Here is a 20,674-nt window from a genome sequence, read left to right on the forward strand (position 1 = left end):
GTTAATTTAGAAAGGGTATAGCATGAAAAAGAGTAAAACAAAAAAGGTTGTATTGGCTTATTCAGGTGGTTTGGATACGTCAGCGATTATTCCTTGGTTAAAAGAGAATTATGGCGGATGTGAAGTTTATGCTTTTGTGGCTAATGTTGGTCAAGATCCGAAAGAATTAAAAGATGTCGAAAAAAAGGCTAAAGCATCGGGTGCGGTAGCTTGTAAAGTTGTCGATTTACGAGAAGAATTTGTTAAAGATTATGTTTATCCAGTATTAAAAACAGGTGCTTTATATGAAGGCACTTATTATTTAGGGACCTCAATGGCTCGACCAATTATTGCTAAAGCTCAAGTGGAATATGCTTTAGAAGTTGGAGCAGATACACTTTGTCATGGAGCAACAGGTAAAGGTAATGACCAAGTTCGTTTTGAAACAACCTATACGGCGCTTGCTCCACAACTTAAAGTAATCGCTCCTTGGCGTGAATGGGATTTACGTTCGCGCGAAGCTCTAATTGATTATTTAAAAGTTCGTAAAATTCCTACCACAGCAACCGTTGAAAAAATTTACAGCCGTGATGAAAATGCATGGCATATTTCTACAGAAGGTGGCGTTCTTGAAAGCACATGGAATCAATCTAATGCTGATTGTTGGGCTTGGACTGTCTCACCAGAAGATGCACCAAATAAACCAGAACTTGTCACCATTGGTATTGAAAAAGGTGAAGTTGTTTCAGTTAATGGAAAAAAATTATCTCCATATAATTGCGTAGCAACATTAAATAAAATTGGTGCAAAACATGGTGTAGGTCGTGTCGATATCATTGAAAATCGTTTAGTAGGTATCAAGTCTCGAGGTTGTTATGAAACTCCGGGTGGAACCATCATGATGACCGCTTTAAGAGGTTTAGAGCAATTAATTTTAGATCGTGACAGTTTCAAATGGCGTGAACAATTAGGTTTAGAAATGGCTTATGTTGTTTATGATGGTCGCTGGTTTGCTCCATATCGTCGTTCAATCCAAGCGGCTGCAGATGTTCTAGCCGAAGATATGACGGGTGAAGTTGTGGTAAAACTTTATAAAGGCAGTGCAACTGCTGTACAAAAGAAATCTCCAAATAGCTTATACAATGAAGAGTTTGCTACATTTGGTGAAGATGAAGTTTATGATCATAGCCATGCCGGTGGATTTATTCGTCTATTCTCATTATCGTCACGCATTCGTGCTTTAAATGAAGAAAAGCAAAAACAACCAGCCAAAAAGGCTAAAAAAACTGCAACCAAAGCAGAAGATAAGGAAAAAGCGACAGCTAAAGCCAAAACTAAATCCAAAGCGAAAAAGTAATTTCTGATTTGCAGTTAAATTAAATAAAGTAACCGATATATACAGGCAATGTCCTGTATATATTGCTTTTACTGTTGATTAAATTTAAATTTATTATAAAAATATAACCAGTTAACAACGATAAATAAAAATCGTAGTACAAATAATTAAAGAAAGATAGTATTGAGGTAATTATGGCATTATGGGGTGGGCGTTTTAGCCAAGCGGCAGATCAACGATTTAAACAATTTAATGATTCATTGCGTTTTGATTATCGTCTTGCAGAGCAAGATATCATTGGATCAATTGCTTGGTCTAAGGCATTGGTTACTGTTAATGTCTTATCTTATGATGAACAGAAAAAATTAGAAAAAGCTTTAAATGAATTACTTAATTCGGTTCAACAAGACCCGCAGCAAATTTTACAAAGTGATGCGGAAGATATTCATAGTTGGGTGGAGCAAAAATTAATTGAAAAAATTGGTGATTTAGGTAAAAAACTACATACAGGTCGAAGCCGAAATGATCAATCAACCACCGATCTTAAATTATGGTGCAAGGTTGAAATATCACAATTAATTAATGCGATAAATCGTTTGCGCCAAGCGCTAGTAACAACGGCAGAACTACATCAAGATGCTGTGATGCCTGGTTACACTCATTTACAACGCGCTCAACCGATTACTTTTGCACACTGGTGCTTAGCCTATTTTGAAATGTTAACCCGAGATATTAGCCGATTACAAGATACATTAAAACGCTTAGATGTCAGCCCTTTAGGCTCTGGAGCATTAGCAGGCACAGCTTATCCAATGGATCGAGATGAATTGGCTCACTGGCTCGGTTTTGCAAAAGCAACTAATAATAGTTTAGATTCCGTATCCGATCGTGATCATATTCTAGAATTACTTAACAATGCTTCCATTGGTATGGTTCATTTATCGCGTTTTGCTGAAGACCTTATTATTTTCAATAGTGGCGAAGCAAATTTTGTTGAATTATCCGATAGAGTAACTTCTGGTTCATCACTTATGCCTCAAAAGAAAAATCCTGATGCATTAGAACTCATTCGCGGTAAAGTAGGGCGAGTGGCTGGAGCATTGGCTGGCGCTATGATGACACTTAAAGGTCTGCCTTTGGCTTACAACAAAGATCTTCAAGAAGATAAAGAACATTTATTTGATGCTATCGACACATGGCAAGAATGTTTAGATATGTCAGCTTTAGTTTTAGAAGATATCAAAATCAATTATAAAAATTGCCAAGAAGCAGCAAAACAAGGTTACTCAAATGCAACTGAACTTGCTGATTATTTAGTCTCAAAAGGTATCCCTTTCCGAGAAGCTCATCATATTGTTGGTGAAGCTGTCGTTGGTGCAATCGCAAAACAAAAAGCATTAGAAGAACTCTCATTAGAAGAATTAAAGGTGTTTAGTCCAGTTATAGATGAAGATGTTTACGAAGTACTATCGTTAGAATCTTGTTTAGCCAAACGTTCAGCTAAAGGTGGTGTATCGCCACGACAAGTTAAAATTGCTATTGAAAACGCTAAAAAGCAGTTACCCTAATCATCCGAATTATTTTTTTAATTATCTGATATCTTGCCGACAACCCGTCGGCATTTTTATGCAAATCTAGCGATTAAACAAATATTTTTACAAATAATATGATTGTATATCTTTTAAGAGAGTGTAAAAATAGAGCTCTTTTTTAAATGGATTGAAGTGAACTGTAATGAGTAAAAGTTATAACTTTAGTGCTGGCCCAGCCAAATTACCTGTTGATGTATTAAAACAAGTACAAAATGAACTGTTAAATTGGCATAATACTGATGCTTCTGTTATGGAATTAAGCCATAGAGGCAAAGATTTTGATGCATGTGCTATTGAAGCAACAGACGATCTGCGTGAGATATTAAACGTACCGAAAAATTATAAAATTTTGTTTTGCCAAGGTGGTGCTCGAGCACAATTTGCCGCTGTACCATTAAATATTTTAGGTAATAAAACTACTGCCGATTATATAAATAGCGGATATTGGAGCCAATGTGCTGCTAAAGAAGCCAGCAAATATTGTCAAATAAAGGAACAAAATGTTGTTGTAAAAGAAAACGGTCTAACCTCGGTTAAACCTATGTCCGAATGGAAATTAAGCGATGATTCGGCTTATGTACACTATTGTCCAAATGAAACTATTGACGGTATTGAAATTTTTGAAGAGCCTAGTTTTGGTGATAAAACAGTTGTTGCCGATTTTTCATCTTGTATATTATCGCAACCCATTGATGTAAGTAAATATGGCATAATCTATGCGGGCGCACAAAAAAATATTGGTCCATCAGGTATTACAATTGTTATTGTACGTGAGGATCTTATTGGTTATGCTCATAAAATCCTACCATCGGTATTAGATTATAAAACTTTGCAAGATCATGATTCAATGTTTAACACCCCTCCAACATTTGCTTGGTATATGTCTGGATTAGTCTTTAAATGGATTAAAAGTCTTGGGGGATTGAATGCAATGCAAAAGCGTAATCAAGCTAAAGCGCAATTACTTTATCAATTTATTGATCAATCTGATTTTTATCGCAATACTGTTGCTACAGCTAATAGGTCGATAATGAATGTTACTTTCTTATCACCAAATGAAGAACTCGACAAAAAATTTGTTAGCGAAGCAACTAAGGCGAACATCATTGGTATTAAAGGTCATCGAATTGCTGGCGGTATGCGGGCATCAATCTACAATGCAATGGATATTGATGGAGTAAATTACTTAATTGATTTTATGCAGCAATTTGAAAAACAGAATGGCTAAACCAAGTTTAAATTAAAAAAAGGGAGAATAAATCTCCCTTTTTATTAAATAATAATGTTATTTACAATTATAAACTTCACCGACCATGACTACATCTGTTGGTGCAATATCAGAAATATATTGTTGTGAGGCATCTTGCGCATTATAAATCATATTTCCACCCATCGCCGCGGCATTATTTCTAAGTTCCGAAGCTGCATCACGAATAAGCTCACTGTGAGTTTTTAAACCAGAAAAGAAAGTACTACGACGACCTTCTGCTTTACCTAAATATTGACAGTTAGCAGCAGGCTTAGTATCAATAAACTGAACTTGACTACCGCCAACCGTAGGTTGATAGTTAGAACCACTACAGGCATTTAAAAACAATGATGTTGAAATGGCTGCACTAATAAGTAATAATTTTTTTATAGACATAATATCCCCTCAACCAATAACGCACGAAAATAAACTAAATTATTGTATCAGGATAATTAAACAAATAATATCAGATCTTATAACAGACCAAAATCCAATAAAATAAAGTTTAATAAATAAGCAAATCAACTTTTTTATTAATTTAACTATAGCAAATTCCATTTAACTCTATTATAATCGCAACCCTACTAAGTCAGTAGCACATCTAAATGGCCCCTTAGCTCAGTTGGTCAGAGCAGTCGACTCATAATCGATTGGTCACTGGTTCAAGTCCAGTAGGGGCCACCATCAAAGATATTTAAATTCAATTAGTTGTCTCCTTTTATAATATTTAGTTAATCCTGTGATTTTTAGCTATGGCGATAAAATGGCGGTTGATATTTTTCGAATTTAATTTTTTTATCTTGCAAAAAAGTAGAAAGCAGAAAGTAGAAAGTAGAAAGTAGAAAGTAGAAAGTAAGCTGTAAATAGTTGTGCTAGAAATAGGGAACCAGATTGATTTATGATTCAACCTGGTAATGTTTTAGGCCTTTTTGGCGTGCCGACTGTATGGCGATATTGGAATGTTAACTTTTGGATCTGGAATTGCACTCGGTACAATAGTTTCAGATATGGATTGCATTGCAGTGAAAGTATGTCCGCAAAATATATTGGAACATTGGTAATACTGCTTACGGGTTAAGTTACTAATTTCTTCGCTCGATCTTATAAATGTTTTATTTCGGCAATGTGGACATTTCATGTGACAAACCTCTTTCATTAAGTTTAAATTAATTTTACATTAATTCAAACTTAAGTCTAGTGTTTTTTTATTTTACTTTTTATTTAATTTTACATTGCTTTTGATTAAATGGCCGTAAAGTTTAGATGAACTATAGCTTGATTAGCTATCATTTTTAATGAGTTTTTTGATTAAGTTGATGACTCTTTGTGATGAGCCATCATTTACATAGGTTTAAAATTATTCACCCAATCTTGTTAAGGTTATTTTACTCTGCCTTTAGGCTTTTTGGTTGGGAGTATATTTTCGTAACTTTGTTCTTGGGGTTTTATTTCCAATTCAACTTCAGTTGTAAATCCTGATTGTTTACTTAATGAATGTGTACATTTAGCAATGGTCCATTGGGTTGAGTTTATTTCTGGTTTGAAACCAGTAACTTCAACAGGCATTTCAGTAAATAAATCCGGACGACCTAAGGCAAGTTTAAGTTTAAAAAATGCTGTACCACGTTGAATTTTTTTCATTTCACTTTTAGCAGCTTCTATAGCGCTTTCTTTATTTGCAAAGATATTTCTTAAAACTTTGATTTTATCTTTAGAACCTTCATAATAAACAGAACTCTTATCTAATTGTTCTTTATAGATAATTTTTTGTGGTTCTTTAGTTGGGTTTTTGTAATTATACCAGAATGTTTGCACACCAGCATATTGATTACGATTACTAATTGTATAAGAGTGTGAGTTTCCTGATTCTCTTTTAATTTTCGCAGGAGGAATAGTCTTGCCATTTACGGTTATTCCTAGCCCTTTATTGAAGACGATCAAGATATCATTTTTAACGGTGATCCCACCACCATACTCATCAATTAACCGTGTAAGAAAAGAACTGTCTGATTCTCGGGTCTGGTCAATATGTGGAATATATTTTGAACCTATTTCTTTATCATAGCGATAAGTTAAATTATTGCGTTTAGCAATAGTAGCGATTAAATTACCTAAAGTAATACTATCATAAGATTCTTCACGATTAACACTTATTATTTCTCCCGATAGATTGGCACTAGTACCTTGAATAGTGATGATATCAGGTGTTCCAGAATGCGTGACTTGAGTAATGGTAAAAACATTTTTTATATTTGCTTCAAAGATTACCTCTTTTTGATTGTCCATCGTAGTTCTTTTGTTATCAGCACTCCATCCAAGCGTAATTTCTAATTTAACCCCTTTTTTGGGTAAATTAACTTTTTGATCGGAATCATCAATAACTAAAGTTATTGTATCTGCTTGAAATCCATTATTATCGACAAATGTCATTGATATTAGACGATTATCAAACTTTTTAGTAATGTCTTGTTTATTATTATCATCTAATAATAAAATTTTAAAGAAAGGGCTTGCCATGTTGTACCTATATAATAATATCAATAATATCTTTGATGGCGCCTTCACCAAAGAAGTCTGGAATATCAACTTTAGTTAGGTTTATTGTGAAATCGATTTTTCTTGGAGAACCGTGACGATCTAGTTCGGTGTAAGTTTTTTCTACACTATTTAAAACAAAGAAACCAAGTGGTACCCCATCCCCTTCAATTAGTGGCATTGGTACTGATAAATAAGCCATATGTTCTAGAACTTCAAGGCTGACTCTACCATGAGTTATTTCACTATATACTGAACCCGATAGGTTTATTGTTTCGTTATTAGGTCCTGTAAACTGTAATGCTGAGCGTTTGTTAACTCTATTATTACTAGCCCAGCTCCAACTTTTGTTTACTTTCATACTTTTGTAGGGTAATGTTTTTAAGCTGAAAACAAAAAATCCGTAACACATCATCATTTTAGTAGATATCCCTTAAGCTGCTTTTAATTTGAAATAGTTGTTGTTGCTCTCGACGATCGAGTTCTTGAGTGATAGCTCTAACTAACTCTTGTTCATTCATGCCAGGAGCTGCATTGATGGTGATATAGTATTGTGATGTTCCTCCTTGAATATTACTAATCCCCGAATTGGCAATAGGATCTGTTCTATTATTCATGGTATTTAATGGCATGTGTGGCGCATTTGTTGTGACTTTGTTAGCAAACTTACTCATTGAGTCTAGCGCAACGTCTTGTGTTCCATCGATCCCAAGTTGATAGCCTTCAATAGTGTTAATACCAAACTCTTTAAAGACTTTTGATGGTGAATTAATTCCTAGTTTTGATTTGAACCAACTACATATATTACTAGCAACATCTGATATGCTATCTTTTAACCCGTTCCATGCATTTTTGATACCGTTTGTTAGGCCGTCTATAATATCGCCGCCAATTTTTAAAAACTTATTGAATAATCCATTTTCACCAGTAAAAATTTGTCCTATTTTGTCAGGTAGTTCTTTTATTTTGTCAGGTAATGACATAATAAGATCCCAAACATTACTCACTACTTCAAAGAGTGTTTCAAATAGTTTGATTGGTGCCATAATGATGCTACCAACAATTGAACCAAAAGATACTCCTGCCGATTTACAACTTTCAAACTCTTCATTAGTTAATTTGATTGGCGTTAATAATTGACTAAACCAATTAATCACTCCGCCTATTGCATCACCTATAGCGCTAAATACCGGACCTAAGAATGAAAAAGTATCAATGATTGGCTTTATTTCATTAGTCAATCCTTCCCAAAAACCACTGAAAAAGGCACTCATTGGTTCCCAATATTTTCTTATTACAAGAGCAGCAGCGGCAATTGCCATAACGACAACCCCAATAGGATTGAGTAAAAATGCTCGACCAACTGTCGAGATAACAGTGCCTAAACCTTTAAATGCACTCGTTAAAGTTTTAATCGGAATTTCTCCTAATGCGCCTAATGCTGTGCTTGCCATAGAGGTGATTGAAATTATTTCCATAAAGGTCGCGACAAAAGTAGGGTGGTTATTTACCCATTGCTGAGTATTTGCCATGAGATCTGTTAACCATGGCATTGCTCCAACTATTACTCCTTGCATGGAACCGCCCATCGAACTTAAGAGGTTATTAAATGTGGCTTTTAATAATTGAAATTGTGACGCAAAACTTTTACTGTCAATATCTGCTTTTATTTGTAAAGAACCCATTGCATTTGGATCATTAATTACTGATTGTTGTTGAGTAAGTAAAGGCAAATTATTGGTAAGTTTGTCCGTATTTTGGGCTTGTTCACTACCAAATAACTTACTAAGAATTTCTGTTTGTTGGGTAGTATTCTGTTGTTTAATAGTTGTCAGTACTTTTTGTATTGTGTCAATGGCATCAATTGACATGTCTTGTTCTATTTTACTGGCATCGAATCCAATTGACTGTAATGTTTGTTGGAATTGCTCTGATTGCGTTGTGGCTTTTGATAAACTATTGACAATAGCATTGGTGGCAGCAATCGCACCATCTGGTTTTATATTCAGGTTTAAGAACGTTGAATTTAATGCCATAACTTGTTTGAAATCGAGTTTATCAGCAATATCATCCATACCTTTTAACGAACTAATGATATTAGCTGCATTAACATCGGTGTTGTCACTTAGATAATTAATTGTGTCGGCTAAGTTTTCAATATTTTCTATCGGAATATTAAATAGTTTGGCAATTTCACTCATATCTGTTGCTAATTCTTTAGCTGGTAAACCAAACGCGTTGGCTGACATTGCCGTGATTTTGGTAAAGTTTAGCAGTTTTTTTTGTTGTTCACTTATTGGATCGCTTTGTTTGGTTATACCTAATTTGGCATTAGATTCTACTTGTTCAGCAATATCTAATGCTCCTCTAGCTGTCGGTATTTGTTGACTTAGTGATTGAATTTGCTCTTTCATACTGCCAAATAATTCAGTCGGTTTGCCTTCTAGGTCATAAAGCCCTTTAAATTGCCTTGCAATTTTATTCATGGCTTGATCAAGTTCAATAAAGGACTCAACTTGATACAATATTGGTTTGCCAAGATTTGTGCCAATTTCTTTTAGCTTTTTACTTGGCGAGCTTTTTTTTTCTTTGTCATCTGAATTTTTGTCAGTAGTTTCCGTATTAGCCTGTGTATTAACTTTTTTTGACTGACTAGTTTCAGAAGACTTTGTATTTGATCTAGGCTTATTCGTATTGTTAGCTCCAGATATTTTATTTTTTTGATTTGGTTTTTTCTTGGATTTTTTGGACATAATTAATTAACTCTGTTTCTCTGATTTTGATTAATGATGTTTATGTTGAGTGCATTAATTGTGTATTGATTCGTTTTTTTAAATTATTCAAAAAATCAATGCTGTCAAACGGTACCTTTTATTTTTGATAATTTTCTTAATGATTATTCAGAATTATTGGTACCGTTTCTGACGCGAGCATGCTCTCGCCATTCCATAAGTTCAGATAAGTTTAATTCATCCATGGCAGATGGTTGCCAGTGAAAGATTAGCGCAATATCTGCCATTGCCTCCTCTACTCGGTTGGGGATTCCTTGTTGGCATCGTTCGAGTTCTGGGACAAAAAATTGATTACCTCTTTAGTGATCTCTGATAAGTCAATTAAATCTAAATTAAATACTTCATGTTCAGCAATTGATGGAGTGGTAATGCGTGGTAGTACTTTTGCTAAAGAGTCGATATCTAAATCAATAAATTCGATTAATTTAACGCCACGTAAATCACCGGTTAAAGGTTTGCGGACAGTAATTTCGTTTATGGTTGTTTTACCTGATTTTAGTCCAGTTTTTAACGTAATTTTTTTGCTGTTAGTCATTTGTTTTCTCTCTTAAGAAGCCCTCGCGGGCTTTTTAATTTAAATGATTAGTTTTAAATTAATGGTTATAGTCCAATGGCACTGCGTACTTTGGATAGACGATCTTCACCGTTTACTTTGTCGATCATGTTGATAAGGTCGATTTCAGTAATTTCTTCGTTGTTGATGATCTCTTTATAGTATGTACATTGTGTAGTGATTTTAGTCGAGTTGCTTTCACCTTGTTTTAGTTCACCACGATCTTGTTCTTTGTGGCGCCCATTAACGATGATTTCGACTTTAACAAAATCTTCACTATCATCTTTTTGGTAAGCACCAGCAAAACGTAATGTAACACCATTGAGTAAGCCTCCATGCTGTTTAAGCACTTCGTGAGCTAACCCACCGATTGTCCATTCAACATTTAATGCGTCATCTTCATATCCCATGTCGATTGGCACGCTACCAGGCATACCTGCACCACGATAGTTTTCAAATTTTCTGGTTAATTTGGGTGGTGTGAATGATTCGACTTCACCAGCAAAAGATGTCCCGTTGACATAGACATTGAAGTATTTGAGTTTTTTAGGTAGAGCCATTTAATTGTTCTCCTTAGTTAGTGGCGACAGAATTAGCCAGCTCAACCAAATATTTATCGGTAATGCGTTGGCGTAACATAAGATTTTCAAGTGGTGGGACTGGTGTATAATCATAATCAATATATAATTTGCCAGCTTTTAGAATGTCTGCAGTATTAGTTTCAGGATCAAACCATGCTTTACCATCAATAATGTAGCCGTTAGATTTTAGTTCACGGAATTTATTATTAATTGATTCAACTAAGTCTTTAATTAAAGAGGCATGCATTGGTGCGTCAACTAATTGGAATTGTGCTTCAGCAATAGTGTCAGCTAATACTTGTGCTGTACGAGTGTAGTTTTCAAACGCAAATAATGTATCAGCAGAACAAGTACGAGATCCCCAGAAGCGATAGCCTTGATTGCAAATTAGGGTAGTTACATCGTGTTCGTTTAAGTAATTTGAGTCAGAGCTTTCTTCTTGCAAATCCCAAAAGACATCGTTAGAAATACCTGTGACACCATTGACAGGAACATTTGATAATGTTTTATGCCAACCAACTTTTTGGTCAATTTGGGCACGTAGTCCTAAAGCTCTAGCCGTTGCAGCTAAAGTGACATTTTGTTTTTGTGTGGTGTCAAAGCCGACAAAATCTGGCCAAATTACCATAGCTTCACGAGCACCTAATTTATCACGATAAAGTACGGCTTGTTCTTTAGTTTTAGCACCATAAGCTGAAACATAACAAAAGGCACGTAATTTTTGTGCTAATGAGATTAGTGCGGTAGCAACTGGTAATGAGTCATAACCAGGCACACCTAATATACGTGGTTTTACTTTTAACTGAGTTTGTGCTGAAAGCAGTGCTTTCATACCGGTATATTTGCCATCTTCAGTCGTGGTACCAATGATATTTGCTTCAGTTTCTTCAATAGTTGCACCTTTTTCAACACGAACTGCAACAATAACAGGCGAACATTGATCTGCAATTGCTTCTAGTGTTGGTTTTAGTGTTCCTGTTGAGCCAGCTTTACCAATAGCGGTATTGACATTGGTAATCAAAACTGGGGTGTTAAGTGGAAAATGCGTCGCATCGGCATCATCGCCAGTACAAACAATACCAACAACAGCAGTTGATACTGTTCTGATAGAGCGTGAACCTTCATTGATTTCGATGACTCGGACGCCGTGATGATAGTCGTTAGCCATAAGTTCTCCGTTGTGGTTTACATATCGTAAAGTTAATGTACTTATTAATATTTACATATTTGATACAAATGAGTTAGTGATTGTATTTGTAGTGGAAATTGTTACAATTTATAGAGAAAATGTTTATCGGATAGTATGAATATAACGGACAAAAAACTGTCATTTACTACGCTAAATTGAAAAAGTAAATGACAGTAATTGATATTAAAATTAGATAGTTGGATCATTAGGCCAATCAATATTTGGTGCTTGTTCAACATCAATGCGATTGACTAGCACGCGATATTTTTTCCATTCGGCGAGTAATTGCATTTCTTGCTCACTGGCAATTTGTGAATCAACGGCATCTTGTAAATAACTGATTTGCGTAGTTGCTTCAGCGAGAAGTTGATTTTTCTTGGTTAAAGCTTGATTGATTTCATATTGAAGCTGTTTATTTTTATCAAATTGCCATTTTTCCCCATCCCAGCTATCAAATTCACTTGCTGGTTTTAAATCAGTATAACCATCAGGAATTTCACCTAACTTTTGATGGGTGGTTTCTGCACCTGTTTCAATTGAATAAATCTTAGTGCCACGTAAATCTGTAGGATAGGTCCATTGCTGACCATCGTGAATGATTGCTTGATTGTCTTTAACACTTTTTGGCGATTCTAAATAAGCATTAGCCGGTAAGCCAACACCAATTGGTAAATATTGATAGGTTGCTTGTAAAAATTCACCTTTAGCGTCAACATTATAAATAATTGCCCAGCCTGCTGATTGAGTTAAACCATTATTGTCCAATACTGCTGATTCTGGTTTTAATTGATATTTCATTATTTTTCTCCTATTTATTCTGCTTTAACGATATACATAAATGCGATATTTCTTGGGCGAGTTTCTCTACCACCAGCTAATTCTGTTGTGAATAAATAGTTTCCCTCTAATCTTTTACTATTGCCTGATCCCCATGGATTGCCGACACCATCTTCATGATAATATCCAATTTCTGTTGAATGGTTATGACTTTGTATCATACAATCTTGATAACTAAGTATTACTCGATTAGGATCTGCGCCACGCGCGTTATCCCAACCTCGAATAAATTCACCTCTTAAATCGGGTAATTTTCCAGATGGATACACTGCAGCCAATTTAGGAAATTGATTTTTATCGAAAGCCGAACCATTGCACTCCAGCCAGCCAGAAGGTAGATTGTTACTAGGCCATGGTTGAGGAATTCCAACGGGGATATAGTTGTTAATGTTGGATGTTGTGATAGTTTCATACCATTGTTGTTTACCATCTATTGTTGCGCAGCGGTTAAATATTTTAGGTGTTTTTGATGCAACAACGAATAATTGTTCAACGTAAAAGTTTTTATGTGAACTGCCGTAAACAGCTAATGTGGCTGAATCATTTCTGGACAAATCTGGAAAATCAGATGTTTGAGTTGCATACCAACCGCTTGGTAACCGATCATTTGGATTACTAGTTGGAGCGCCAGTTAATGAGCCGATTCCGTAATCTCCAGTTTTTAGCACTGACTTACCATTAATTACGACATCATCAATAGATTGAAAACTCCACGAGTTTTTTGTCGAGTTATATACTAATTTGCTCTTCCATTGTTTTTTATTTGCATCATAAAATACATGTGCGTAATCATCGCCGCTCGTTCTCGATACCATCACATTTTCACTGTCACTATATCTATGTTTTATTCCGAGTTCTGACAAAATTAATTGACCGCTCATTGTGTCGCCGGATTTTTTTAACGCCCCGTTTGCTAAATCATAGGCTTTTTTAACAGCTAATGGTGTTGCGGCTTGGTTTTCAATATTAGAATTAATTGCCGAATTTAATTGTACAAAACCTTTAGATTTAGTGGTGGCATTTGGGTGATTGATTGATTTTTCATGAATCGTCATCTTTGCGGTAATTAAATCATCAACGTATTCTCGGGTAGCTAATACCACTGCCGGATCGATTTTTAATTGAATAGATTGGGTATTGTCTACAATAATAACCATTCTAATCACTTGTGTTCGGCCACTGCCTTCAGCTAATTTAGGTTTATAGGTAGCAGGGCAGTTACCTACGGCGATTAGATTACCTTTATCATCAAACAAACCAATTTCATGAATAAACCAGCCGCCATCAGACTCGGGTATAACTTGCTCTGCAATAATTTGATTGGGGTTTTCTTTATCGACAAATAGTGTGTTGATAGCTGCACGTCTAACTTCGTGCACTAATTTGGTTTGGCTTTCATCCGGTTTTGGTATTTTACCGTTGCCATCTCCAACTGCCATTTGAGTTATTTTAAGTGGTACGCCCAGTGCGGTAGCATTGGCTAACAATGCCGCCCCTCGTTTAGTTAAGATTGTATAGTAGATTTGATTCATGGTATTATGCTCATTGTATCGATTAAATGAATAGTTGCACCAAAATGGCTTTCAGATTGCGTTATTACTTTTTCAGCGATATAAGGATAGATAGCTAATGTATTACCATCATAACCACTGACACCGATGGTTAGGGAGCCTTTAGAGACTAATTGAATCGCCAAATTTGATAATTGACGAGATACGGGTTTCACATCATCAATTATACGACTAAGTTCGTTATAATATTCTTCGGTTATGCCAGTATCTGATACGCCAATTTCCAGTGTAAAAGAACCTGGAGTTTGATTGTTTTGCCACCATTCACTAATTTTGATTAAAAAACCAAATGGCTCGACAGCACGGCGAATTGCTTCTTTAGTACCTTTGAGTTTATGAATTTCAAATGCTTCAGCAATGACTTTTCGTTTGATCTGCTCAGACCATTCTTCATCCCAACGATCTACACTATATTGCCATGCTAAATAAGGCAGTAATTCATATGGACAAGTTTGTGGATCCCAAAGTGAACGTAGTGGAATTGGTGGCTCACAAGCAATCGCTTGTGAAAGATTTTTTTCAAGTTTGGTAGCAGTAGGGGGGAGTAGCGTTTTATTCGCCATAACCTGCTACCTCAATCTGATAGTTTGAACAATAGCTAGCTTGCTCACGGCTGATGATAATATCTTGTACAGGCTCTTGAAGTTCAACACGCTGTACACCAACAACATGTAATGCTGAAATAATTGCACTGCGACTGATTCTTCGTCCAATTCGATGTTTTTCGCTAATATAAGCTTGTAAATTATTCATGGCCGTTTTTTTAATCGGCTCTGATTCTGGTCCTGGATATAAGTAAAGTTTAGCTTTGATTTGATAGTTAATTAGTTCTACCGATTTAACGGTTACCCTATCAGCAATAGGACGGCGATCGTCTTGATTAACTGCTTTTTTAACGATTTCAATCAGTTCATCTGAGGCAACACCATTATTATCGCGTGATAATATTGCTAATGTAACACAAGCTGGTGATGGACTTTCAGCTGCGGCATCTAATACTCGTCCATCAGCACTTCGAGCAAAAAATTCATAAGCAGCTCGAGGGCCAGCGACTGATAAGCCTTCAAATGCAGATTGAATTCGCACTCTAAAATCACTATCAGCTTCTTTGATCTTTTTAATAGCTGGAACGACACTATTATCTTCAGCTTGAATGGTTAAACGATGAACATTAAAATTTGCTCCTAAATTATCTAAATCCTGATCTTTAGCGTGAGCAATCATAAGAGCTTGTGATGCTTCGTTTATTCGTTGCCGTAAAAGCAGTTCGTAATAGCTGCTTTCTTGTAATAACTTTACAATCGGCTCACTTTCAAATTGTAATGTTTTAGCAACTTCTTCCTGATCTTGAGCGCTATAAAGTGAAAGAAATTTAGCTTTGCGACGATTAAAAATCTCCTCAAAATCTAACGATTCAATCACATTTGGGGAGGGTAATTTTGAAAGATCAGTTAATGTGGCCATGTTGCTACCTCGATTTCGCTAGTAAATGTTTGGTTTGGTTTGTCTATTCGGGAACCAGTTATTTGTAAGGTTAATTTTTCTTTATCAGGAAATACATCGACAGCATCAAGTTTTATTCTCGGTTCCCATTGAGCAAGTGCCAATACCGTTGCCGAAATCACTCGTAATTTTGTTGCTTCTGTATTTGGATTATCTAAAAGTAAAAACAGTAAAGAACCATAACTACGACGCTCAATTCTGGAACCAATCGGTGTCGTAAGAATGTCTTTAATCGATTGGTTGATATGATCCATATCGTTAATCGTTCGCCCTGTTTTGCTGTTCATACCTATGTAACTCATTGCGGTTTTCCTGTTGAATCACCACCAGCTTTAACGCCAACGTGGGTGTGAGAATCTAATACAATTCCATTCGATGAAAATTGACCTTGTTTATGAATGACGTGACCAGTTAATGTGCCTGTATTTCCTTTAGCTCCACCACCACTAGCACTAAATGATTTGAATGTTACATGATCACTGCACTCCACTAATGGAGTATCAAGTTGAATTTTGCTACCTGCTTTAGCGGTTATTTGTTCACTGGCCTCAATCACAGCGGTTTTGATACCTTTGATAGTTAGTTGACTAGTTTCAGGTTCATATTCAAATGATGCACCATCAGGAAATGTCACAATATAACCATCATCAGATTTAGCTGGAGCAGGATTTGTATCACAATATATACTAGGTAATACGCAACCTAACGAAAGATTACCATTGGGGCTTAAAATAAATACTTGTTCACCTACCGATGGGCGCCACCATGTGCGACTTTTTCCCGCACGATGACTAAACCAAGGTAACCATGTTGTAATTAATTCACCAGTACGGACTTTAACCCGATCGCCATTGGTTTGATAAATAACACCAGGGCGAATCAGGTTTTCAATTTTTCGTAGAATGTCGACTAAGTCGGCAGGATGATAATTTTTCATAACGACTATGATGAAATTTTATCAAATAAAAATAAAGCAAGCTTGGTTGTAGTGATAGGGGTTACAAATTTTCAGTGAGTTAACTAAGATTTATGGTTTATTTGAAATGATTTAATCAGTAACTTCTTGACTAATCATTTTTTGTTTTAAATAAAATAATAAAACACAATGTTAAATGAATATTAAAAAAGAGCCTTTAACATCAAAAAAGTCGGAGATAGGGGTTTTTAAAGCCCCTAAAAGCATCTATTTGTCATCAAATTTGAAATGTCTATACTAATGTCAGCATTTTATTTGCTACACAAAGTAACTATTATTAATAGCCATACTTTTCTAATGATTCTTGCAAAATTATTCGATCAGTTAATGAGTTAAATTCCAATTTATCTTGCTTTTGTAATGGTTTAATCCGTTCTGACAATGCTAATTCAATTGTTAAATCACACTGATTGCTAGAGATATTTGAAACATTAAACTTAATTGCTCGTTGACGTGATTGTGTGCTAATCAAGGCATCTGGCTGATTAGCTTGCATCCAGCTGACTATACTGGCGATTAAATCTTCAAAAGGGTAGCAATAGCCAGTTAAATATATAGTTAATGTAAAATGGTATTTAAATCCTGAATTATCCACAGAGAAAGGCTCAACAATACCCTCTTTGATGGTAAATTGATTTTTAGTTGTTGAATTATCGTTCAGCAGATTTTTCTCAAACAGATATTTTTTTAAATGATTAATTTTTTTCATACCGATCCTTCTAATAGTTATGAATAATCTTGTTTACTTTAAAACCGTTAATTTTTAATTAGTGGAAGATAGCTGAGGTTGAAATAAAATAACTGTCAATCCTCAATCCTCAATCCTAAATCCTAAATCCAGTCGCATCTGTCCAAATATTCAATTGCTTAAACGTCTATTTTTTAATTTATTGCAATTATTTTATTGCGTCATTGTGAATTAGTGTTGTTAGCCGATTTTACTGAACGACAGAAAATGTTAATGTTGCCTTTGCTTTTTAACAAACAGAGTAATAATGTTATATTCATCACTACTTGGGCTAGGTAAGCACGATGGGGTAGATTGAAAAATGAAAATAAGCTGATAGCAGCACTTGAAATTATCATCAACCAAGCTAACCAACTGTATTTAACTTTGTAGCGACAATTATTGCGATCGAAAGTAAATAATCGCACTGCAATCATTAAACAAAAAATACCATTAAGTGTCGTTATCATGATTTTTTGCCCCTAAAGTTATTGAAAAGGTCAGTTGGATCATCGAATTTTTTAATTAACCATAGTAATAATTTAACGCTAATAGCTGATGCAACTAATGCACCTAAGCCAGGTGGCATTTTAGTCTGAATGTTTATTGGAAAAAATGGAATGAGTAAATACAGTGTCATTTCAGCTAAGAGCAAACCCATAGCAAATGAAATAAAAAATAAGATGATACGACGCAAACGAGAAATACATTGTTCACTAATTACTAATAAAATCGAACCACAAAGAGCACCTAAAATAATACCATTTTCAATGTTAGGATAAATCATCGATAATGAAAAAGCACTGATAATTGCAGTAAAAGTTATACTGGTGGGCTCTGTCATTAAATTAGTCCCATAAATTAATAGAATTAGAGTTTTTTTCAGGTATTGATTCTGGTACGTTTACTTCTATACCCATAGGCAATATCGCTGGTAATTCACATAGCTTAGGGTTGTTTTGATAAATTATTTCTACAATACCTGTTGTTTTACCAAAAACACGATAAGCTAATGCATCAATAGTTTCATTTTGCATGGTATAAACTATCATTCTTCAATTACTCCATAGTTAATTTAGATTTTTTTAACAGCGACATTGATGGTGTTTCAATAAATAGGGCTCGGCGGAAAACAAGGGGGATTGCTCCATTAAAACCATTGCACCGCCGAGGTGTGAGGGTCACTCGTTATAAATAATTATTTAATAATATGGTCGTTGCTAAATCATTTTTAAGCAATTAATCAAAATTGTAATAAATTGACATACAATACGATAAAGTATTGTTGATCAGTTAATAAAAAATTAGTTACTGTCAGTTTCATTAATCTCACGAATAGCCTGTTTATCAGCATTACATTTTTCAATAATATGCAATAAATGTTCGTTGTATGTAAGGCTATCACCAAAAGTCATTGGATTAGGAGGTAAATTCGGTTGACAACTAATGAGTAAATTCGCGGGTATTGGTTGATTGACGAAGATTTTTCGCTCGGTTGTACAAGCTACCAGAAATAGGCATAGGCACCAGCTGGTTAGCACAATAATTCTCTTTGAGTTGACCATTTATTTGTTCCTGATTTTGTAACGATTGTTGTTCTAAATACTGCTTGCTTTTTTCATAGTCAACGATAATCTGATTATTTTTTATAATTGTTTGTTGCAATTGGACTACTTTTTGTGCCAATTGGCTGGCTTCATTGTTTGCTAATCGTTTAGCATGCAGTAAATCGCTAATAATAAAAAACAATATTATAAATGCAAAAGCAATAGTGACGTTGGTTTTGTTCATACTAATCCTTGTAAATAAATAGTTTTGCCGTTTTGTTTTACTGCTGTAAGAACACATCTGCGTTGGTTGCCGTGACTAAATTCAATATGAACCCATTGATTATATTCTTGGATGATTTTGTCAAATTCGACACCATTAGCGATTAAATGTTGGCAAATTTGTTTTGGATTGCCATAGGCACAATTGAAATCAACGGCTAAACCTTTAGTATGAGCACTGGTTTGCGACCCACCCACTTGGTTATTCAAAGCAGGGCAGCGGTATCCAGATGAGATAATGATTGGATAAGCTAAAGCTTTTCTAACTAATTCTAATTTGTTAGCTGTCAGATAAATATTTGCCATTAAGTCATCTGGGACACGATTATCTATTTTTAGTCGAGTTGCTGTTGTTGAACGAGTAAATTCTTCTAATGTGAAGTGCTCGGTTAATTTCATGACTCTTCATTTCCTTTGATATATTTAACTAAGTTTTATTTCGCGTTTAAATTAAGCTGGCTCCGTATCAACAATCTTGGTCATAGCTATACCGCAGATAAGTTCAAATTGCCAATTAAAACAATTAAACGCTAAAATGATTAATGCTCCAGCAAAAGCCGAAAATATACATTTAAGCAATTAATGTTGTAATGCGAAATTTGTTATCATTTTTTACTATCCTTTTTTAATAAGCATATTCCAATCCTGTTATCAGTTATCAAGAATCAAAGGATAATTTAAGTAACTTATCACACTGTTTAATTATACAGTTTTTTACTCTTCCCTCCTAATTTATAAGAGTTTTTAATTAAAAATAATTCCAATAAAGTTGTTATTAATCAAATAATTAATAATTATTGTAGACAGGATTTTGTAGTAAGTGTTTAGACAATTAAAATTCCTTATTTTGACTAAAATAAATTAGTATTTGGATGGTTGCCGATGTTAATTAAAAAACTAATTATTAAGATTTAATTCATATAAATAGTCATTGCTAATATGAATTATATTAATAATTATCCGCAACTATCGAATAAACTTGCGGTATCTGAGTATTAAAAATAAAGTTTTCTCAAATTGTAGTTTTTTATTATTAGTTTGTATGGTATGGGAGGATAGTTGATGATGGTTGTTAAGTGGCCTAAACTATTTTCAACTATCCTAAAGTGATTATTAATTATTTGGGTTATTAAGATGTTTAGTCGTCATTTGTTTTTTTAATGGCTCAAGTAAATCACGAAACCAAAACATTATTATGTCTTTATCATTTTCCTGTAAATGAATATGTTCAGTAATGATTCGTGAAAGTAATTCGACGCGCTCTATTGTTTTTATTTTTTCCAACTCATTCATTTCTAGTTACCCTTAAATGCTGTATCTACATACAGTATATAATAATTATCTTTTCGATCAAGTCATTTTTTAAAAACTTAGAATAAAGTAGTCAATAATATTTAGCATATTGATAATTATCTATTTTATTGT

General features: G+C 34.6%; 24 protein-coding genes, 1 tRNA gene and 1 pseudogene. 4 read left to right on the forward strand and 22 right to left on the reverse strand.

What is annotated here, in order from left to right; translation table 11 throughout:
* Positions 1-22: 22 nt before the first annotated feature.
* The 3 genes and pseudogenes from H3T96_RS12235 to serC form a co-directional block, all read left to right on the forward strand.
* Positions 23-1,240, forward strand: a pseudogene (locus tag H3T96_RS12235) (argininosuccinate synthase); the annotation flags it as partial.
* A gap of 269 nt (positions 1,241-1,509) precedes the next feature.
* Positions 1,510-2,883 (forward strand): argininosuccinate lyase, encoded by a 1,374-nt coding sequence (gene argH, locus H3T96_RS12240; protein WP_144093017.1) that lies wholly within the window; start codon positions 1,510-1,512, stop codon positions 2,881-2,883.
* Between the two features lie 166 nt (positions 2,884-3,049).
* Complete coding sequence (gene serC / locus H3T96_RS12245) at positions 3,050-4,135, forward strand: 3-phosphoserine/phosphohydroxythreonine transaminase (protein ID WP_144093015.1); 1,086 nt, start codon at positions 3,050-3,052, stop codon at positions 4,133-4,135.
* A gap of 57 nt (positions 4,136-4,192) precedes the next feature.
* On the opposite strand, the gene H3T96_RS12250 is transcribed toward serC, so the two are convergent.
* Positions 4,193-4,552 carry a DUF4156 domain-containing protein gene (locus H3T96_RS12250; protein WP_144093013.1) on the reverse strand — a complete coding sequence of 120 codons (360 nt, stop codon included), beginning with the start codon at positions 4,550-4,552 and terminating at the stop codon, positions 4,193-4,195.
* Positions 4,553-4,763: 211 nt separating this feature from the next.
* On the opposite strand from H3T96_RS12250, the gene H3T96_RS12255 reads away from it, so the two are divergent.
* Positions 4,764-4,840: transfer RNA gene (locus H3T96_RS12255), tRNA-Ile, on the forward strand.
* A gap of 235 nt (positions 4,841-5,075) precedes the next feature.
* Here the strand turns inward: H3T96_RS12255 and H3T96_RS12260 are convergent.
* The 21 genes from H3T96_RS12260 to H3T96_RS12360 form a co-directional block, all read right to left on the reverse strand.
* The gene (locus H3T96_RS12260; protein WP_080692454.1) at positions 5,076-5,294 is read right to left on the reverse strand and encodes an ogr/Delta-like zinc finger family protein; all 219 of its coding nucleotides are present in this window, start codon (positions 5,292-5,294) and stop codon (positions 5,076-5,078) included.
* 242 nt (positions 5,295-5,536) lie between these two features.
* Positions 5,537-6,673, reverse strand: coding sequence for a contractile injection system protein, VgrG/Pvc8 family (locus H3T96_RS12265; protein ID WP_144093011.1), 1,137 nt, complete (start codon positions 6,671-6,673; stop codon positions 5,537-5,539).
* Between the two features lie 7 nt (positions 6,674-6,680).
* Entirely contained in the window at positions 6,681-7,109 is a 429-nt protein-coding gene (locus H3T96_RS12270) for a phage tail protein (protein ID WP_144093009.1), read from the reverse strand.
* Position 7,110: 1 nt separating this feature from the next.
* The gene (locus tag H3T96_RS12275; RefSeq protein WP_144093007.1) at positions 7,111-9,444 is read right to left on the reverse strand and encodes a phage tail tape measure protein; all 2,334 of its coding nucleotides are present in this window, start codon (positions 9,442-9,444) and stop codon (positions 7,111-7,113) included.
* A 143-nt stretch (positions 9,445-9,587) separates the two neighbouring features.
* The gene (locus H3T96_RS12280) at positions 9,588-9,710 is read right to left on the reverse strand and encodes a GpE family phage tail protein (RefSeq protein WP_086326492.1); all 123 of its coding nucleotides are present in this window, start codon (positions 9,708-9,710) and stop codon (positions 9,588-9,590) included.
* Between the two features lie 8 nt (positions 9,711-9,718).
* On the reverse strand, positions 9,719-10,018 hold the full coding sequence (locus H3T96_RS12285; RefSeq protein WP_144093005.1) for a phage tail assembly protein: 300 nt from the start codon (positions 10,016-10,018) through the stop codon (positions 9,719-9,721).
* A 65-nt stretch (positions 10,019-10,083) separates the two neighbouring features.
* Positions 10,084-10,596 carry a phage major tail tube protein gene (locus H3T96_RS12290; RefSeq protein ID WP_144093003.1) on the reverse strand — a complete coding sequence of 171 codons (513 nt, stop codon included), beginning with the start codon at positions 10,594-10,596 and terminating at the stop codon, positions 10,084-10,086.
* A 13-nt stretch (positions 10,597-10,609) separates the two neighbouring features.
* Positions 10,610-11,785: a phage tail sheath protein gene (locus tag H3T96_RS12295; protein ID WP_144093001.1), complete on the reverse strand. Its 1,176-nt coding sequence runs from the start codon at positions 11,783-11,785 to the stop codon at positions 10,610-10,612.
* A gap of 210 nt (positions 11,786-11,995) precedes the next feature.
* Positions 11,996-12,604, reverse strand: a complete 609-nt coding sequence (locus H3T96_RS12300; protein ID WP_144092999.1) for a tail fiber assembly protein — start codon at positions 12,602-12,604, stop codon at positions 11,996-11,998.
* Positions 12,605-12,618: 14 nt separating this feature from the next.
* Positions 12,619-14,175, reverse strand: coding sequence for a phage tail protein (locus H3T96_RS12305; RefSeq protein ID WP_144092998.1), 1,557 nt, complete (start codon positions 14,173-14,175; stop codon positions 12,619-12,621).
* Positions 14,172-14,777: a phage tail protein I gene (locus H3T96_RS12310; RefSeq protein WP_144092996.1), complete on the reverse strand. Its 606-nt coding sequence runs from the start codon at positions 14,775-14,777 to the stop codon at positions 14,172-14,174. Before H3T96_RS12310 ends, H3T96_RS12305 begins: the two co-directional genes overlap by 4 nt.
* On the reverse strand, positions 14,767-15,678 hold the full coding sequence (locus H3T96_RS12315; RefSeq protein WP_144092994.1) for a baseplate J/gp47 family protein: 912 nt from the start codon (positions 15,676-15,678) through the stop codon (positions 14,767-14,769). Before H3T96_RS12315 ends, H3T96_RS12310 begins: the two co-directional genes overlap by 11 nt.
* Positions 15,666-16,019, reverse strand: coding sequence for a GPW/gp25 family protein (locus H3T96_RS12320; RefSeq protein ID WP_086359666.1), 354 nt, complete (start codon positions 16,017-16,019; stop codon positions 15,666-15,668). Before H3T96_RS12320 ends, H3T96_RS12315 begins: the two co-directional genes overlap by 13 nt.
* Entirely contained in the window at positions 16,016-16,654 is a 639-nt protein-coding gene (locus tag H3T96_RS12325; RefSeq protein ID WP_144092992.1) for a phage baseplate assembly protein V, read from the reverse strand. The genes H3T96_RS12320 and H3T96_RS12325 overlap by 4 nt, the downstream gene beginning before the upstream one ends.
* Positions 16,655-16,970: 316 nt before the next feature.
* A complete protein-coding gene (locus tag H3T96_RS12330; protein ID WP_144092990.1) occupies positions 16,971-17,402 on the reverse strand; it encodes a phage tail protein in 432 nt (143 codons plus the stop codon).
* 200 nt (positions 17,403-17,602) lie between these two features.
* Entirely contained in the window at positions 17,603-17,890 is a 288-nt protein-coding gene (locus H3T96_RS12335; protein WP_144092988.1) for a phage holin family protein, read from the reverse strand.
* Positions 17,887-18,264 (reverse strand): putative holin, encoded by a 378-nt coding sequence (locus tag H3T96_RS12340; protein ID WP_144092986.1) that lies wholly within the window; start codon positions 18,262-18,264, stop codon positions 17,887-17,889. The genes H3T96_RS12335 and H3T96_RS12340 overlap by 4 nt, the downstream gene beginning before the upstream one ends.
* A gap of 4 nt (positions 18,265-18,268) precedes the next feature.
* Positions 18,269-18,472, reverse strand: a complete 204-nt coding sequence (locus tag H3T96_RS12345) for a tail protein X (protein ID WP_144092984.1) — start codon at positions 18,470-18,472, stop codon at positions 18,269-18,271.
* A gap of 391 nt (positions 18,473-18,863) precedes the next feature.
* Positions 18,864-19,211, reverse strand: a complete 348-nt coding sequence (locus tag H3T96_RS12350) for a hypothetical protein (protein ID WP_186279283.1) — start codon at positions 19,209-19,211, stop codon at positions 18,864-18,866.
* Positions 19,208-19,648: a D-Ala-D-Ala carboxypeptidase family metallohydrolase gene (locus tag H3T96_RS12355; protein WP_144092981.1), complete on the reverse strand. Its 441-nt coding sequence runs from the start codon at positions 19,646-19,648 to the stop codon at positions 19,208-19,210. The genes H3T96_RS12350 and H3T96_RS12355 overlap by 4 nt, the downstream gene beginning before the upstream one ends.
* Positions 19,649-20,362: 714 nt before the next feature.
* Positions 20,363-20,542, reverse strand: a complete 180-nt coding sequence (locus H3T96_RS12360; RefSeq protein ID WP_144092979.1) for a hypothetical protein — start codon at positions 20,540-20,542, stop codon at positions 20,363-20,365.
* Positions 20,543-20,674: the final 132 nt, after the last annotated feature.

Origin of the sequence: Gilliamella sp. W8136 (assembly GCF_016101285.1) — a bacterium.
In the GTDB taxonomy this organism is placed as follows: Bacteria; Pseudomonadota; Gammaproteobacteria; order Enterobacterales; family Orbaceae; genus Gilliamella; species Gilliamella apicola_N.

Excerpts from the sequence above, each read along its gene's own strand:
- argH (WP_144093017.1), top strand. The coding sequence starts at position 1,510 with ATGGCATTATGGGGTGGGCGTTTTAGCCAAGCGGCAGATCAACGATTT.
- serC (WP_144093015.1), top strand. The coding sequence starts at position 3,050 with ATGAGTAAAAGTTATAACTTTAGTGCTGGCCCAGCCAAATTACCTGTT.
- H3T96_RS12250 (WP_144093013.1), bottom strand. The coding sequence starts at position 4,552 with ATGTCTATAAAAAAATTATTACTTATTAGTGCAGCCATTTCAACATCA.
- H3T96_RS12260 (WP_080692454.1), bottom strand. The coding sequence starts at position 5,294 with ATGAAATGTCCACATTGCCGAAATAAAACATTTATAAGATCGAGCGAA.
- H3T96_RS12265 (WP_144093011.1), bottom strand. The coding sequence starts at position 6,673 with ATGGCAAGCCCTTTCTTTAAAATTTTATTATTAGATGATAATAATAAA.
- H3T96_RS12270 (WP_144093009.1), bottom strand. The coding sequence starts at position 7,109 with ATGATGATGTGTTACGGATTTTTTGTTTTCAGCTTAAAAACATTACCC.
- H3T96_RS12275 (WP_144093007.1), bottom strand. The coding sequence starts at position 9,444 with ATGTCCAAAAAATCCAAGAAAAAACCAAATCAAAAAAATAAAATATCT.
- H3T96_RS12280 (WP_086326492.1), bottom strand. The coding sequence starts at position 9,710 with ATGGCAGATATTGCGCTAATCTTTCACTGGCAACCATCTGCCATGGAT.
- H3T96_RS12285 (WP_144093005.1), bottom strand. The coding sequence starts at position 10,018 with ATGACTAACAGCAAAAAAATTACGTTAAAAACTGGACTAAAATCAGGT.
- H3T96_RS12290 (WP_144093003.1), bottom strand. The coding sequence starts at position 10,596 with ATGGCTCTACCTAAAAAACTCAAATACTTCAATGTCTATGTCAACGGG.
- H3T96_RS12295 (WP_144093001.1), bottom strand. The coding sequence starts at position 11,785 with ATGGCTAACGACTATCATCACGGCGTCCGAGTCATCGAAATCAATGAA.
- H3T96_RS12300 (WP_144092999.1), bottom strand. The coding sequence starts at position 12,604 with ATGAAATATCAATTAAAACCAGAATCAGCAGTATTGGACAATAATGGT.
- H3T96_RS12305 (WP_144092998.1), bottom strand. The coding sequence starts at position 14,175 with ATGAATCAAATCTACTATACAATCTTAACTAAACGAGGGGCGGCATTG.
- H3T96_RS12310 (WP_144092996.1), bottom strand. The coding sequence starts at position 14,777 with ATGGCGAATAAAACGCTACTCCCCCCTACTGCTACCAAACTTGAAAAA.
- H3T96_RS12315 (WP_144092994.1), bottom strand. The coding sequence starts at position 15,678 with ATGGCCACATTAACTGATCTTTCAAAATTACCCTCCCCAAATGTGATT.
- H3T96_RS12320 (WP_086359666.1), bottom strand. The coding sequence starts at position 16,019 with ATGAGTTACATAGGTATGAACAGCAAAACAGGGCGAACGATTAACGAT.
- H3T96_RS12325 (WP_144092992.1), bottom strand. The coding sequence starts at position 16,654 with ATGAAAAATTATCATCCTGCCGACTTAGTCGACATTCTACGAAAAATT.
- H3T96_RS12330 (WP_144092990.1), bottom strand. The coding sequence starts at position 17,402 with ATGAAAAAAATTAATCATTTAAAAAAATATCTGTTTGAGAAAAATCTG.
- H3T96_RS12335 (WP_144092988.1), bottom strand. The coding sequence starts at position 17,890 with ATGATAACGACACTTAATGGTATTTTTTGTTTAATGATTGCAGTGCGA.
- H3T96_RS12340 (WP_144092986.1), bottom strand. The coding sequence starts at position 18,264 with ATGACAGAGCCCACCAGTATAACTTTTACTGCAATTATCAGTGCTTTT.
- H3T96_RS12345 (WP_144092984.1), bottom strand. The coding sequence starts at position 18,472 with ATGATAGTTTATACCATGCAAAATGAAACTATTGATGCATTAGCTTAT.
- H3T96_RS12350 (WP_186279283.1), bottom strand. The coding sequence starts at position 19,211 with ATGAACAAAACCAACGTCACTATTGCTTTTGCATTTATAATATTGTTT.
- H3T96_RS12355 (WP_144092981.1), bottom strand. The coding sequence starts at position 19,648 with ATGAAATTAACCGAGCACTTCACATTAGAAGAATTTACTCGTTCAACA.
- H3T96_RS12360 (WP_144092979.1), bottom strand. The coding sequence starts at position 20,542 with ATGAATGAGTTGGAAAAAATAAAAACAATAGAGCGCGTCGAATTACTT.